This is a genomic window from Actinomadura graeca, from assembly GCF_019175365.1.
GTDB lineage: Bacteria > Actinomycetota > Actinomycetes > Streptosporangiales > Streptosporangiaceae > Spirillospora > Spirillospora graeca.
In genome coordinates, this window is the sequence record NZ_CP059572.1 from 4,279,055 (window position 1) to 4,292,232 (window position 13,178).

General features: G+C 72.6%; 15 protein-coding genes. 7 read left to right on the top strand and 8 right to left on the bottom strand.

What is annotated here, in order from left to right; translation table 11 throughout:
• Positions 1-3: 3 nt before the first annotated feature.
• The 3 genes from AGRA3207_RS18820 (at position 4) to AGRA3207_RS18830 (ending at position 1,956) form a co-directional block, all read left to right on the top strand.
• A complete protein-coding gene (locus tag AGRA3207_RS18820) occupies positions 4-528 on the top strand; it encodes a DUF6624 domain-containing protein (protein WP_231336031.1) in 525 nt (174 codons plus the stop codon).
• Positions 529-682: 154 nt separating this feature from the next.
• Complete coding sequence (locus AGRA3207_RS18825) at positions 683-1,108, top strand: BP74-related protein (protein ID WP_231336032.1); 426 nt, start codon at positions 683-685, stop codon at positions 1,106-1,108.
• Between the two features lie 89 nt (positions 1,109-1,197).
• Complete coding sequence (locus tag AGRA3207_RS18830; RefSeq protein WP_231336033.1) at positions 1,198-1,956, top strand: SDR family oxidoreductase; 759 nt, start codon at positions 1,198-1,200, stop codon at positions 1,954-1,956.
• A gap of 23 nt (positions 1,957-1,979) precedes the next feature.
• On the opposite strand, the gene AGRA3207_RS18835 is transcribed toward AGRA3207_RS18830, so the two are convergent.
• Positions 1,980-2,825, bottom strand: coding sequence for an SDR family oxidoreductase (locus tag AGRA3207_RS18835; protein WP_231336034.1), 846 nt, complete (start codon positions 2,823-2,825; stop codon positions 1,980-1,982).
• An 80-nt stretch (positions 2,826-2,905) separates the two neighbouring features.
• Between AGRA3207_RS18835 and AGRA3207_RS18840 the strand changes: the two genes are divergently transcribed.
• The 3 genes from AGRA3207_RS18840 to AGRA3207_RS18850 all read left to right on the top strand — a co-directional run bounded on the left by AGRA3207_RS18840 (position 2,906) and on the right by AGRA3207_RS18850 (position 4,886).
• Positions 2,906-3,346, top strand: coding sequence for a MerR family transcriptional regulator (locus AGRA3207_RS18840; protein WP_231336035.1), 441 nt, complete (start codon positions 2,906-2,908; stop codon positions 3,344-3,346).
• Between the two features lie 185 nt (positions 3,347-3,531).
• Positions 3,532-4,050 (top strand): MarR family transcriptional regulator, encoded by a 519-nt coding sequence (locus tag AGRA3207_RS18845; RefSeq protein WP_231336036.1) that lies wholly within the window; start codon positions 3,532-3,534, stop codon positions 4,048-4,050.
• Positions 4,047-4,886, top strand: coding sequence for an EamA family transporter (locus AGRA3207_RS18850; RefSeq protein WP_231336037.1), 840 nt, complete (start codon positions 4,047-4,049; stop codon positions 4,884-4,886). The genes AGRA3207_RS18845 and AGRA3207_RS18850 overlap by 4 nt, the downstream gene beginning before the upstream one ends.
• 42 nt (positions 4,887-4,928) lie before the next feature.
• Here the strand turns inward: AGRA3207_RS18850 and fahA are convergent, their stop codons facing one another.
• From fahA to AGRA3207_RS18870, 4 genes are all read right to left on the bottom strand, one after another.
• A complete protein-coding gene (gene fahA, locus AGRA3207_RS18855; RefSeq protein ID WP_231336038.1) occupies positions 4,929-6,101 on the bottom strand; it encodes a fumarylacetoacetase in 1,173 nt (390 codons plus the stop codon).
• A 5-nt stretch (positions 6,102-6,106) separates the two neighbouring features.
• Positions 6,107-6,958 (bottom strand): hypothetical protein, encoded by an 852-nt coding sequence (locus AGRA3207_RS18860; RefSeq protein ID WP_231336039.1) that lies wholly within the window; start codon positions 6,956-6,958, stop codon positions 6,107-6,109.
• Positions 6,955-8,145 (bottom strand): homogentisate 1,2-dioxygenase, encoded by a 1,191-nt coding sequence (locus AGRA3207_RS18865; protein WP_231336040.1) that lies wholly within the window; start codon positions 8,143-8,145, stop codon positions 6,955-6,957. Before AGRA3207_RS18865 ends, AGRA3207_RS18860 begins: the two co-directional genes overlap by 4 nt.
• 94 nt (positions 8,146-8,239) lie before the next feature.
• The gene (locus tag AGRA3207_RS18870) at positions 8,240-8,782 is read right to left on the bottom strand and encodes a MarR family winged helix-turn-helix transcriptional regulator (protein ID WP_231336041.1); all 543 of its coding nucleotides are present in this window, start codon (positions 8,780-8,782) and stop codon (positions 8,240-8,242) included.
• Between the two features lie 119 nt (positions 8,783-8,901).
• Here AGRA3207_RS18870 and AGRA3207_RS18875 point away from each other — a divergent pair, with 119 nt between their 5' ends.
• The gene (locus tag AGRA3207_RS18875; RefSeq protein ID WP_231336042.1) at positions 8,902-10,635 is read left to right on the top strand and encodes a pyruvate dehydrogenase; all 1,734 of its coding nucleotides are present in this window, start codon (positions 8,902-8,904) and stop codon (positions 10,633-10,635) included.
• 9 nt (positions 10,636-10,644) lie between these two features.
• On the opposite strand, the gene AGRA3207_RS18880 is transcribed toward AGRA3207_RS18875, so the two are convergent.
• The 3 genes from AGRA3207_RS18880 to AGRA3207_RS18890 all read right to left on the bottom strand — a co-directional run bounded on the left by AGRA3207_RS18880 (position 10,645) and on the right by AGRA3207_RS18890 (position 13,175).
• Positions 10,645-11,253 (bottom strand): TetR/AcrR family transcriptional regulator, encoded by a 609-nt coding sequence (locus tag AGRA3207_RS18880; RefSeq protein WP_231336043.1) that lies wholly within the window; start codon positions 11,251-11,253, stop codon positions 10,645-10,647.
• A gap of 186 nt (positions 11,254-11,439) precedes the next feature.
• Entirely contained in the window at positions 11,440-11,850 is a 411-nt protein-coding gene (locus tag AGRA3207_RS18885) for an ATP-binding protein (protein WP_231336044.1), read from the bottom strand.
• Positions 11,851-12,491: 641 nt separating this feature from the next.
• Entirely contained in the window at positions 12,492-13,175 is a 684-nt protein-coding gene (locus AGRA3207_RS18890; protein ID WP_231336045.1) for a class I SAM-dependent methyltransferase, read from the bottom strand.
• Between the last annotated feature and the right edge of the window lie 3 nt (positions 13,176-13,178).

The window sequence follows — 13,178 nt, forward strand, 5'->3', positions numbered from 1 at the left end:
GCGATGGACGCGACGCCGCGGGCAGAGGTGCTGCGGGCGGAGCTGATGCGCCGGGCCGCCCGAGATCAGAGAGTGCGCACCTCGACGCCGCCGACGTCCCTGTCCCCGCTCACGGCGTTGCGCTTCCTCTGGGTCGACGACAGGAACACCGCCTGGCTCGACCGCGTCGTCCGGCGGACCGGATGGCCGGGGATCGCGCTGGTCGGGCCGGCGGCGGCCCACGCGGCCTGGCTGCTCGCCCAGCACGCCGACCGGCGGCGGCGCACGCAGCGCCGTTTCCTCCTCGCCATGCGCGAAGCGGCCGGACGCGGCGACGCCGACCGCAAGGACCTCGCCTACCTGGAGGACCGCGTCCGGGTCAACGCCGGCCGCCCGCAGCGGTACGGCACCCAGTACGGCCTGACCGCCGCCGGATTCGGCCCGCGGCCGATCGAGGACCCGGACGGCCTGGACGCCCGCCGCGCCGAGGTGGGTCTGCCGCCCATCGGCGACCACGACGCCGCCCCACGCCGCCACCCCACCGTCTGACCTGCACCCTCGGTACAGGCTGCTGTACCTGGAAGGGCGCGTGGCCTGGGTCGTTCGACGCGTCCGCCGCTCCTAGCGTCGGGGACGCACGATCAGTCGATCCATGGCGCGGGGGCGGACGTTGCCCGCTCCTCCGCCCGTTCTAGGAGGACGCATGCGTGTGAGGACGTTCATCATGGCGGGCGCCGTCGCCGCCGGTCTGATCGGGTCCGCCGTCGCCGCCGACGCGGACACCGGCCCGGCGCGGGAGGCCACCCAGTACGTCGCGGAGTTCGAGGTGAGCGGGGAGCACTACAAGGTCCGGCTGACCGATCAGAAGGACATCGACGACGCCCGTGCCCTCCTCGACAGCGACAATCCCGGCTCATTGACCCCCAACGGGAAATTCCTCTGGGGCGTGGTCGACGTCAACGCGCCGTACAACTGGTCGATCGACCCGGACGTCTTCTCCTTCACCGACGCCGCACCCGAGGGCTGTGACGGCAGGCCGTCCTGGGTGGACGGCCCGGACTGGGGCCACGGCGGCTGGTTCTGCCCCTGGGACGCCGTGATCCTTTCGCTGGACCCCATCACGAACTGACCGCCGCCCCCCGCGCCCGGCAGGTGAAAGATTGCCGGTCACACGTCCCGGACCTGTGTCGTCTCCCTGGTGAGGGAAGGAGACCGGACATGAGGATCGCAGTAGCCGGAGCGACGGGGATGATCGGCCGCCGTCTCGTCGAGGTGCTCGAAGGCGGGGGACATGACGTGGTCGCGATGTCGCGGTCCAGCGGCGTCGACGCGGCCACCGGGGGCGGCCTGGACGCGGCGCTCAAGGGCGTCGATTGCGTCATCGACGTGACCAACTCGGGGAGCATCGAGCAGGGCGCCGCGACGGAGTTCTTCACGTCCGTGGCGCGGAACCTGAACGAGGCAGGTGAGCGGGCGGGTGTGCGGCGCATGGTGGTGCTGTCCATCCTGGCCGTCGACAGGTTCACCGCCGGGTACATGGCGGCCAAGGCCGCGCAGGAGCGGGCCGCGCTGGCCGGCCCGCTCCAGGTGCGCGTGCTCAGGGCCGCGCAGTTCCACGAGTTCGCCGCGCAGAACCTGGAGTGGGGCAGGCAAGGCGACGTGAGCCATGTCCCGCGGATGCGCATCCAGCCGGTGGCCGCCGAGGCGGTGGTCCAGGAGCTCGCCCGTCTCGCCACCGAACCGGAGTGGGCGCCCGGTGCGCCGCCGATCGTGGACATCGCCGGGCCCCGCGAGGAGGAGCTCGCCGACATGACCGCCCGCCTCGCCGCCCGGCGCGGCGACCCGGTGCGGGTCGAGGGTGTGGAGAATCCGGACGACCCGGACGGCGACGCGGTCAGGGCCGGTGTGCTGCTGGCGGGGCCGGACGCCGTGCTCGCCGGTCCCACGTTCGAGGAGTGGCTCCGCAGCGCGTCCTGAGGCACCGCGCCCTGAAGCGGGGGCTACTCCGCCGGGGCGTGGTCGTCGTGGACGACCGACAGCGCGATCTCACGGTGCGCGTCGTGCTCCGCGAGGCGCGCGGCCAGGGACGCCCGGACGTCGCGGTACGCGTCGGATCCGAGCGGCAGCCGCAGCGGGACGTCCCGCCGTCCGACGAGGTCGATCATCGCCTGGACGATCTTCTCCGGGTCGTTGACCAGCGGGAACGTCCCGTCCTCGACGGCCCGGCGGGTGTCGCCCGCCGGGCCCCGGTCGTACTCCGGCATGACCGGGGCGGTGGCGAGCGCGTCACCGAACCCGGTCGGCGTCGCGCCGGGCTCGACGATGGTCAGGCCGATGCCCAAGGGCGCGATCTCGCGGGCGACGGTCTCGCAGAAGCCCTCGATGCCCCATTTGGAGGCGTGGTAGTAGGCGAAGTTCGGATAGGTCGTCTGTCCCCCCGCGCTGGACACCTGCAGGATGCGGCCGTGTCCCTGCGCGCGGAGGTGGGGGAGCGCGGCGCGGATGACGTGGACCGACCCGAGCAGGTTGGTGTCGATCACTTGCCGGACCTGCTCGTCCGAGGCTTCCTCGACCGACGCGAAGACCCCGTACCCGGCGTTGTTGACGACGACGTCGATCGCGCCGAGCGCCGCGAACGCCTCGTCCACGACGCGCCGGACCTCGCCGGTGTCGGTGACGTCGAGCCGCGCCGTCCAGAGACGGTCGCCGTGGACGGCGCGCAGGTCGTCCAGCGCCTCCGGCCTGCGCAGCGTCGCGGCGACCCGGTCGCCCCGCACGAGCAGCCGCTCGGTGAGCAACCGGCCGAAACCCGACGAGGTGCCGGTGACGAACCATGTTCTGGCCACAGTGCTTCCTTCCCTCGGTGTGTCGCCGCCGACGGTAGGAGTTCGAGTCGACTCGAAGTCAAGTTCCTATACTGGGCACCATGACCACCGCCCCCGAGACGCTGAGCATCGGCGAGGTCAGCGCGCTGACCGGCCTTTCCGCGCACACGCTGCGGTTCTACGAGCAGGAGGGGCTGTTCGTGACGCCCGTGCGGCGCAGTTCCGCGGGGCGGCGCGTGTTCACCCAGCAGGAGGTCGGCTGGCTGAAGGTCTGCACGAAGCTGCGCTCCTCGGGGATGTCGCTGCCCGACATCCGCAGATACGCCGACCTCGTCCGGCAGGGTCCCGGGAACGAGGCCGACCGGTTCGAGATCCTGAGCCGCCACGAGGCGAAGGTGCAGCGGCAGATGGCCGACCTCCAGGAGGCACTGGACGTCATCAGGGGCAAGGTCGCGCTGTACGCCGACCACCTCGCCTCCGGCTCCGCCGACCGGCTGTGGCGCGACGGCCCCGACTGCTCCCCGCCCCGCCGGGACCCGTAGCCCGGACGCGCGTCCCCCGCGACGCAAGGTGCCGCCAGGCACACCCGCGCGCCGGGTCCTGGGTTGGCATCGCCAACCGTCGAGGAGGACCCATGTCGCCGTCCCGGTCCTGACCGCCGCCGTTTCCTGCCCCGCCGTCCCGTGCGGGTTGGACGCGGGGTGCCCGATCATGTTATGCATGAGTCATGCATGAACGCCTCGCGAACCTGCTGGGAGCCGCCTCGCTGGCGGTCACCGACCTGGTCCTCGCCGGGGCCACCGAGGCCGGGCGGGTGAGCGCGAGCGGGGCGGCGGCGCTGGTCGTCCTGGCGGACGCGCCGGATCTCGGCGTCACCGAGCTGGGACGCCGGGTCCGGCTGACCCAGTCCGCCGCGGCGCGGATGGTGGACGGGCTGGAGGACGCGGGCCTCGCACGCCGGCGGCGTGGTGAGGGCCGCACCGTGCACGTCCGGCTGACACCGGCCGGTGAGAGCGCTGTGCGGGACATGCTGGCGGCGCGCGGCGCCCCGCTGGCCGACGTGCTGGCCGTGCTCGACGACGACGAGCGCGCGGCCCTCACCGCGCTGCTGGCCAAGCTCCTGACCCGCCTGTACGCGGAGATCGGCGACGCGGAGACGCTGTGCCGCCTCTGCGACCGGCGACGCTGCACCGAGGGCGCGGTGTGCCCGGTGGGCCAGGCGGCACGCGACGCGGGGACCGCGTGACCGGCGTGCTGCTGGCCCTGGCGTCGGCGCTGGCCTACGGCGTCTGCGACGTCGCGGGCGGGCTGCTGTCGCGGCGCGCGGACTTCGCGGCCGTCGCGCTGGCCGGGCAGGCGGGCGGGCTGGTGTGCGCGGTGGCCGCCGCGCCGCTGCTGCCCGCGACGGGCGTGGACGCGTCCGACCTCGGGTGGGGCGCGGTGTCGGGGGCCGGGACCGGCCTGGCGATGGTCTTCCTCTACCGGGGGATCAGCCGCGGTGACATGAGCGTGGTCGTCCCGGTCAGCGCGGTCGGCGGTGTCGCGCTCCCCGTCGTCGCCGGTGTCGTGCTGCTGGGCGACCGGCCCTCGGCGCCCGCCTGGGCCGGGATCGCGGTGGTGCTGCCCGCACTGTGGCTGGTGTCCCGGTCAGGTTCGGACGAGCAGGGCAGGACGCGCGCGGCCGTCCTCAACGGGCTGGTGGCGGGCGCCGGGATCGGGGTCCAGTATCTGGCGCTCGCCCAGGCCGGGGACGGAGCGGGCATCTGGCCGGTCGCGGCGGGCCGTGTCGCGGCGGTGCTGGTGATCGCGCCGATGATGGGGGCACCGGGCCGCCGCCTCCCGTCCGCCGCGGCCCTCGGCTGGTCGGCGGCGAACGGGGGCCTCGCGGCGGCGGCGCTGGTCTGCTACCTCCTCGCCGTCCGCGAGCAGATCGTCGTCATCGCGGTCGTCCTGTCGTCGCTGTACCCCGTCGTGCCCGTCCTGCTCGGCGTGACCGCGCTGCGCGAGCGGCTGTCGGCGGCGCAGGCCGCGGGCCTCGCGGGTGCCGGAGTCTCGGTCGTGCTGCTCACCGCTGCGGCGTAGCACGCCGCCGCCCGGCCGCGGATGGCGGTCAGACAGCGGCGGTCAGACGGCGGGGAGGACGCGGCCGCGGACCTCGCCGAAGCCGATCCGGGTGCCGGACGGGCCGGGGGCGGTCGCGGAGACGGTCACCTCATCACCGTCCTCAAGGAAGGTGCGGGTCTCCCCGTTGACCTCGACCGGCTCCTTGCCACCCCAGGTCAGCTCAAGGAACGCGCCCCGCTGGTCCTTGGCGGGCCCCGAGACCGTCCCGGAGGCGAACAGGTCCCCGGTGCGGGTGGACGCGCCGTTCACCGTCATGTGCGCGAGCATCTGCGCGGGCGACCAGTACATGTCCCGATACGGCGGACGGGACACGACCTGGCCGTTCCACTCCACCACCATGTCGAGGTCCAAGGCCCACGGGTTCTTCTCCCGAAGGTAGGGAAGCGGCTCGGGATCCTGAGGCGGAGTCGCGACACGGGCGTCCTCCAAGGCGAGCAATGGGACGACCCAAGGGGAGATGGACGTCGCGAAGCTCTTCCCTAGGAACGGACCAAGCGGAACGTACTCCCACGCCTGGATGTCGCGTGCGGACCAGTCGTTCACCAGGACGACACCGAAGACCCGTTCGGCGAAGTCGTCGACGCTCACGGGGCTGCCCAGCGGAGAACCGGTGCCGACGATGAAACCGACCTCCGCCTCGATGTCCAGGCGGCGGCTCGGGCCGTAGGACGGGGCGGCCTCGGACGGCGCCTTGCGCTGCCCGCTCGGGCGCACGATGTCCGTCCCGGACACGACGACCGTCCCGGCGCGGCCGTGGTAGCCGACGGGCAGGTGCTTCCAGTTCGGCATCAGCGGCGCGGAGTCCGGGCGGAACAGGCGGCCGACGTTGGACGCGTGGTGCTCGGAGGCGTAGAAGTCGACGTAGTCGCCGACCTCGACCGGCAGGTGCGTCCGGACCGCCCCGGCCGGGTGGACGGCGGGCTCCGGCACGTCCCCGGCGAGCAGGCCGAGCAAGCGCTCGCGGACCTCCACCCAGCGCCCGTGGCCCTGCGCCATGAAGGCGTTCAGGCTCGGACGTGCGAAGACGTCGTCGCCGAGCGCCGCGGCCAGGTCCACGACGGAGTCGGCGACGCGGACGCCCACGCGCGGCGCGGTGCCCGGGGTGGAGAACACGCCGTAGGGCAGGTTGGACAGTCCGAAGGGCGAGCCCTCGGGGATCGATATGCGGGTCATGCGGGTTATGCGCCTTCCTCGAAGAACTCGTGCGAGAGCAGCCCCAGCCCCACCAGGTCGCCCAGCGGCTCGCTGATGCTGCACGTCCCGAAGGACAGGAACGCCGTGCGGATCTCCTCCGCCCTGTCGGCGATCTCCGAGACGCACGCGGCGACGAACAGGGCGTCGCGGTGGTCCAGGATGCCGGCCAGGTCACCGGCCGGGCGGCCGTCCAGCGCCGCCTCGGTGGCCAGGATGAGGTTGAGGTATCCGTGCTGGTCGAAGCCCGTCTCGCGGGCGGTGTGCCGGACGGGGTTGTGGAGCCCGGCGGTCGCCTTGAACGGGACGCCCGCGACCACCGCCGTCTTGATCGCCGCGGCGAGCTCCGCCACGGTCGGATGGAGGTCGGCCGTGACGCCGCCGGTGCGGAACTTCGCCCGGTGGCCGGTCGCGGCGAGCATCGTGATGATCGCGCGATGCCGCCCGTCCCGCGGGACCTCGACGTAGACCGGGACGTCCTCGCGGCCCGCGCGGGCGCGGTCGAGGGCCCGGAAGAAGTCGCCCGGGGACATCCCGGCGGGCACGGCGACCTCCAGCCAGCGCAGGTCGACCGGCAGCCCGGAGACGGCGATGAGGGCGTCGGCGACCTGGACGGGGCCGCCGGGGGCCGTCACCGCCAGGTCCATCTTCTCGGTCAGCAGCGGCCCGAGGGCGTCCAGCGCGGTCGCGGGCAGCACGAACGGGCCGACGAGGGGGCCGTAGACGGCGCGGCGGTGCCGGTGGTGCGCCGGGACGGCGGCGGCGAGCGGCGCGAGCCCGGGCGGGAACACGGCGGCGTCGTCGCACAGGCCGGCGAACAGGGCGGGGAAACCGGTCACGACCGCCTCGCCCACGTCCAGGCGTAGCCAGGATCCTCGCAGGCCAGACCGCCTTCGCCCAGCTCCAGCGGGCGGAAGGTGTCGACCATGACGGCCAGCTCGTCGAAGGACCCGGCGCCGATGCTGCGCTCGTACGCGCCGGGCTGCGGGCCGTGCGCGAGCCCGCCCGGATGGAGCGAGACCGACCCCTGCCCGATGCCCGATCCCTTGCGCGCCTCGTAGTCGCCGCCGCAGTAGAACATGACCTCGTCGGAGTCCACGTTGGAGTGGTAGTACGGCACGGGGATGGACAGCGGGTGGTAGTCCACCTTGCGCGGGACGAAATTGCACACGACGAAGTTGTGCCCTTCGAACACCTGGTGAACCGGTGGCGGCTGATGGACGCGCCCGGTGATCGGCTCGAAGTCGTGCACGCTGAAGGTGTACGGGTACAGGCAGCCGTCCCAGCCGACCACGTCGAACGGGTGCCGCGCGTAGGTGAGCCGCGTCCCGGTCACGCCGCCGGGGGCCCGGTGCTTGACCAGCACGTCCACGTCCGTTCCCTCCAGCTGGAGGGGGTTCCCGGGGCCGTGCAGATCGCGCTCGCAGTAGGGAGCGTTCTCCAGGAACTGCCCGAAACGCGACAGGTACCGCTTCGGCGGCGCGACGTGGCCGGTGGCCTCGATGACGTACGCGCGCAGCGGCTGGTCGCCGGTGGGGAGCCAGCGGTGGGTCGTGGACGCCGGGACGACGACGTAGTCGCCCTCCTTCGCCTCCAGCGCCCCGAACACCGTCTCGACGGTCGCGGACCCCGACTCGACGTAGACGATCTCGTCGCCGGTCGCGTTCCGGTACAGCGGCGAGTCGCCGGAGGTGACGACGTAGGAGAGGCGGACGTCGGCGTTCCCGAGCACCAGCCGCCGGCCGGTGACCGCGTCCGTCCCCTCCCAGGTCTCCTTCGGGAACAGCTCGTGCAGCCTGAGATGGCGGGGCTTCAGCGGATGGTTCGGCGTCGTCGCCGCGTCCGGCTGCTCCCAGGGCCGGGAGTCGACGATCGCGGACGGGATCTCGCGGTGGTAGAGCAGGGACGAATCGGAGGAGAAGCCCTCCTCGCCCATCAGCTCCTCGAAGTACAGCCGCTCCGCGCCGTCCCTGTGCTGGGTGTGACGCTTCGGCGGCACGTCGCCGGCCCGGCGGTAGTGGGCCATGCGCTCGCCTCCCGAACTGATTAACGTATGTATTACTTTTGGCCGAACCTTACGGGGGTTCGCCGACTCAGGGAAGTGGCGCCGCGGGCAGTTCCTAGCTGCGCTCGCGGACGTCGAACTGGACGCGGCCCGCGATAAGCTTGTCCAGCAGCATGATGAGGATGTCCTGCTCGGTCTCGGTCAGCACGCTCGCCCACTGCCGCTCGCGCTCGTTCTGGCCCGCGAAGATCTCCAGCATGGCCTGCCCGCCGCGCTCGGTCAGCGACAGGATCACCGAGCGGCCGTCCCGCTCGCCCTTGGTGCGGACCATCATCCCGTCCGCGACCAGCGTCTTGGCGAGATTGGACACCGCGGCCCTGCTCATCCCGGCCAGCGTGGCGGCCCGGCCCGGCTCCAGCGGCCCCGCGATCCAGGTCACGAACAGCAGCCGGAACGCCGCCCACGAATGCCCGCGCGGCCGGTGCACCGTGGACTCCAGGTCGTAGGTGACGATCGCGGACGCGCGGTTGAGCGTCAGCAGCAGCCGTGTGGCGAGCCGGTGCGGGAACCCGAACTCCTCCGCGAGCCGTCCGCCCGCGAGATCGACGAACGACCAGAAGTCCAGCTCCCGGCCGCCCTCTCCCCCACCCTCGCCCATGGGCGACACCTTAGCGCCGGACCGGAACCGGTTGGTTCATGGATTGATTACCGTCCGGGTGTCAGTGCGACGATCATCGGGCATGTCCCCCTCGAACGATCACGGTACGTGGGGGGACGATGGCGACGGTCGCCGATCAGTTCATCGAGGTGCTGCGGCAGGCCGGCGTCCGCCGGATCTACGGGGTCGTCGGCGACAGCCTCAACCCGGTCGTGGACGCCGTCCGCCGCACGGGCGGCATCGACTGGGTGCACGTCCGCAACGAGGAGGCGGGCGCGTTCGCCGCCGCGGCCGAGGCGCAGGTCACCGGACGCCTCGCGGTCTGCGCGGGAAGCTGCGGGCCCGGCAACGCGCACCTGCTCCAGGGCCTGTACGACGCGCACCGCTCCGGCGCGCCGGTGCTCGCGCTGGCCTCGCACATCCCGAGCACCCAGATCGGCAGCGGCTACTTCCAGGAGACCCACCCCGAGCGGCTGTTCACCGAGTGCAGCCACTACTGCGAGATGATCAACGGCCCGGCGCAGATGCCGCGGATCCTGCGCACCGCGATCCAGCACGCGGTCGGGCTCGGCGGGGTCGCGGTCGTCACCCTGCCCGGCGACACCGCCAGCGAGGACGCCGCCGGACCGGCCGGCGACCACGCCCTCCTCGTCCGCAAGGGCGCCGTGCACCCCCCGGCCGACCAGGTCGAGCGGCTCGCGGGCGCGCTGAACCGCGCGCGGAAGGTGATGCTGTTCTGCGGCGCCGGCGTCAGGAACGCCCACGCCGAGGTGATGGCGCTGGCCCACAAGGTGCTGTCGCCGGTCGGGCACGCGCTGCGCGGCAAGGAGTGGATCCAGTACGACAACCCGTTCGACGTGGGCATGAGCGGCCTGCTCGGCTACGGCGCCTGCTACGAGGCGATGCAGGAGGCCGATCTCGTCCTGCTGCTCGGCACGGACTTCCCGTACGACCCGTTCCTGCCGGGGAAGAACACCATCCAGGTGGACGACGACCCCTCCAGGCTGGGTCGCCGCACCCCGCTGGACTTGGCCGTCCACGGGGACATCGGGGTGACGCTCCGCCTCGTCCTGGACAAGGTCGAGCAGAAGCAGGACCACGCCTATCTCGACGAGATGCTGCATCGGCACGCGCGCGCTCTGGAGAACGTCGTCTCCGCCTACACGCGGGACATCGACAGGCACGTCCCGATCCACCCCGAGTACGTCGCGAGCGTCCTGGACGACCTCGCCGATGACGACGCGATCTTCACCGTCGACACCGGCATGTGCAACGTCTGGGTCGCCCGCTACATCACCCCGAACGGGCGCCGCCGCGTGATGGGCTCGTTCGTCCACGGCTCGATGGCGAACGCGCTGCCGCACGCGATCGGCGCGCAGTTCGGGGCGCCCGGCCGCCAGGTCGTCTCCGTCTCCGGCGACGGCGGGCTCGGGATGCTGCTCGGCGAGCTGCTCACGGTGCGGCTCCACCGCGTCCCAGTGAAGATCATCGTGTTCGACAACGCGTCGCTCGGCATGGTGCGGCTGGAGATGATGGTGGACGGCCTGCCCGCCTACGAGACCGACCACGAGGCCGTCGACTACGCCGCGATCGCCGAGGCCGCCGGGATCGAGTCGGCCCGGGTGGAGCGCCCCGCCGACGTCCGCCCCGCGCTGTCGCGCGCGCTCGCCGCGCCAGGCCCGTACCTGCTGGACGTCGTCACCGACCCGAACGCCCTGTCCATCCCGCCGCACGTCACGCCCCAGCAGGTCAAGGGCTTCGCGCTGGCGGCGGGGAAGACCGTCCTCACCGGCGGCGTCGGCAAGATGCTCGACCTCGCCCGCAGCAACCTCCGCAACATCCCCCGGCGGTGAGGGACGCCGTCAGCGGAAGGGCCGCGCCATCTCCTCGAAGAGCTCGTCGGCCACCTCGCCGAGGGGCCGCGACGGCTGGTCGTCGGTCCACAGGTGCGCCGCCAGCCGCAGCGTGCTGATGAACGCGCCCGCCATCACGCGGGAGCGCAGCGCACCGGGCGGCAGCCCGTCACGGGCGGCGATCAGGTCGGCGATACAGCGCTCGAACGCGGCGTAGTGGCCGAGCTGCCGCGACAGGACGGACGGATGGGCGCGGGCGAGGCGCGCCTGCGCGGCCCACTGCGGATCGGGTTCGCCCTGCTCGGCGAGCAACGCGCGGAACGAGGCGCGCAGCGCCGCCCACGAGGTCTCGCCGGGCGGCCGCGACCCGAAGTTCTCCAGCAGCCGGCGCATCCGCTGCTCGTCGCCGTAGAGGAGCGCGTCCTCCTTGCCGGCGAAGTAGTTGGAGAAGGTGCGCCGGGAGACGCCCGCGGCGTCCGCGATGGCCTCCACCGTGACCTCGTCCAGGCCGTGCTCGACCGCAAGCCGCATCGCGGCCTCGTGCAGGGCCCTGCGCGTCGCCTCCTTCTTGCGCTCGCGCAGCCCGCCGGTCGTCGTCTCACCGGTCGTCGTCGCCATCGCCGCCCACCCTACCCACACTTGAAATATGCGCATCGAAAGATTGCCTGGGAGAGCGGAGTGCGGCAGAACCGGCCCGTTCCGGAGGGTGTAAGGGGCCGTCCCCACAAAGGACCGCTCCGTTCCGGGGGGTGTGGGGGGTCGTCCCCCCACAAGAGACCGGCCCGGTCGCGCGATCGGCAGGCGTCAGATCTCGGCCAGGCGGGCGCCGGCCGCGTCGACCTCGAACCACAGCTGCGTGCGGCGGGTCGTCTGCTCCAGGCCCCACTCCTCCGCCAGCGCGTCGATGACGGTGAGCCCGCGCCCGTGGTCGATGCGGCGGCGCCGGTGCACGTCGGTCCGCGCCGGGCCGTCATCGGCGACCTCCACCCGCAGCCGCCGGCCGTCCGTCGCCACCGTCACCCTGATCAGCCCGGAGCCGTGCAGGATCGCGTTGGCGATGGCCTCGGCGCTCATCAGCTCGACGTCGTCCAGCAGCGAGGCGTCGCCCACGACCTTCGCGGCGCGTTCGCGGACGGTGCGCCGCGCCCGGCGCCCCTCCCCCGGGTCGGCGGTGAAACCGAGCGGCTCGCCCAGCCGCTCCATCCTCCCGCTCACGAGGCGGCCCGCCGCGAGGCGCCGCGATCGCGGGAGACGTGGTCCGTCGTGCCGAGTGTCACTGCATCACCACACAAGGATCGAAGCGCATCGCGCTCGACCACCTGCGGTGAGTGACCGGGCAACGCGCTGGACGGCTTGTTCTTGACCTTTCGGAGCCGGGAGCGGTCCATCACCGGCCAGCCGGGGCGCGCGGCGGGCCGGACCAGAGGACGGCTTCGGCGGTTTTCGAGGCTTCCAGGTCCGCTTGTGGCGGAGCCTACGGTATGACTTAACAGCGCATCCGCGGATTGTGACAAAAGTAAACAACAGGCCGCCGATTGCTCATCCGCGTACGGAAACAGCCTCCTTGTCGACGGACGCACGCCGCGTCCGGCGAGGTGATCGCCCGGCCGTGCGCCCGCGGACGGGCGCCCTCTCCGCCACCGCTCACCCGGAACCCATGACTAACCCATAATTTCCGCGCCGGGGCCCGATTCGACGGACGGCATCCGTAGGTCACCGTCCGTTTCATCAGCGTTTTTCGCCCAGTGGGCGAGCATGGCAGTACCACCGCCCACGACCCCCCGCCAACTGACGATCATGTCAGTCCACAGTCACCCACCCGACAGCATCGTGAACCCAGGCGGAATGGCCGCCCCTTACCGGACGGGAATCAAGCGGAAGGCGATGAAGGCGGGGAACTCGGTGAGCTTGGTGTGGTCGTCGGGGTAGCGGTCGGCCATCTCGGGGGCGGGACGGGGTTCGAGGAGTTCCTCGATCAGGAATCCCGCCTCGCGGAACTCGGCGCAGGTCACGGTGAGGGGGCGGCGCCAGGCGCGGATGGGCCAGTCGTGCTCGTCGCTGAGGGACTCCTCGACGGGTTCGGTGGTGAAGTAGGAGCCGCCCAGGCGGAGCCACGCCGTGGTGGGGTGCTCGGTGGACAGGACGAGCGCCCCGGCGGGGGCGAGGATCCGGCGGAACTCGCGGAGCAGGGCCGTCCGGTCGTCGATGTAGTGCAAGGCCAGGGCGAGGACGACCAGGTCGACCGAGCCCTCCTCGACCCAGGTGAGGGGGTCGGCGAGGTCGTGGACGCGCAGGTCCGCCAGGCCGGCGGTGCGCTCGCGGGCCATCGCGACGAAGGTCGGGGACGCGTCGCAGCCGAGGACGCGGGCGCCGCGGTCCAGCAGCTCGCGGGCGTACAGCCCGGGGCCGCAGGCCGCGTCGAAGACCGTCCGCCCGGAGACGTCGCCCGCGAGGCCGAGGACGGCCGGACGATCGTAGAGCGCGTTGTAGGCGCTGGTCTCGGCGTGGGCGGCGTACTCGTGGGCGAAGCGCTCGTACATGTC

Excerpts from the sequence above, each read along its gene's own strand:
- AGRA3207_RS18820 (WP_231336031.1), top strand. The coding sequence starts at position 4 with ATGGACGCGACGCCGCGGGCAGAGGTGCTGCGGGCGGAGCTGATGCGC.
- AGRA3207_RS18825 (WP_231336032.1), top strand. The coding sequence starts at position 683 with ATGCGTGTGAGGACGTTCATCATGGCGGGCGCCGTCGCCGCCGGTCTG.
- AGRA3207_RS18830 (WP_231336033.1), top strand. The coding sequence starts at position 1,198 with ATGAGGATCGCAGTAGCCGGAGCGACGGGGATGATCGGCCGCCGTCTC.
- AGRA3207_RS18840 (WP_231336035.1), top strand. The coding sequence starts at position 2,906 with ATGACCACCGCCCCCGAGACGCTGAGCATCGGCGAGGTCAGCGCGCTG.
- AGRA3207_RS18845 (WP_231336036.1), top strand. The coding sequence starts at position 3,532 with ATGCATGAACGCCTCGCGAACCTGCTGGGAGCCGCCTCGCTGGCGGTC.
- fahA (WP_231336038.1), bottom strand. The coding sequence starts at position 6,101 with ATGACCCGCATATCGATCCCCGAGGGCTCGCCCTTCGGACTGTCCAAC.
- AGRA3207_RS18865 (WP_231336040.1), bottom strand. The coding sequence starts at position 8,145 with ATGGCCCACTACCGCCGGGCCGGCGACGTGCCGCCGAAGCGTCACACC.
- AGRA3207_RS18870 (WP_231336041.1), bottom strand. The coding sequence starts at position 8,782 with ATGGGCGAGGGTGGGGGAGAGGGCGGCCGGGAGCTGGACTTCTGGTCG.
- AGRA3207_RS18875 (WP_231336042.1), top strand. The coding sequence starts at position 8,902 with ATGGCGACGGTCGCCGATCAGTTCATCGAGGTGCTGCGGCAGGCCGGC.
- AGRA3207_RS18880 (WP_231336043.1), bottom strand. The coding sequence starts at position 11,253 with ATGGCGACGACGACCGGTGAGACGACGACCGGCGGGCTGCGCGAGCGC.
- AGRA3207_RS18890 (WP_231336045.1), bottom strand. The coding sequence starts at position 13,175 with ATGTACGAGCGCTTCGCCCACGAGTACGCCGCCCACGCCGAGACCAGC.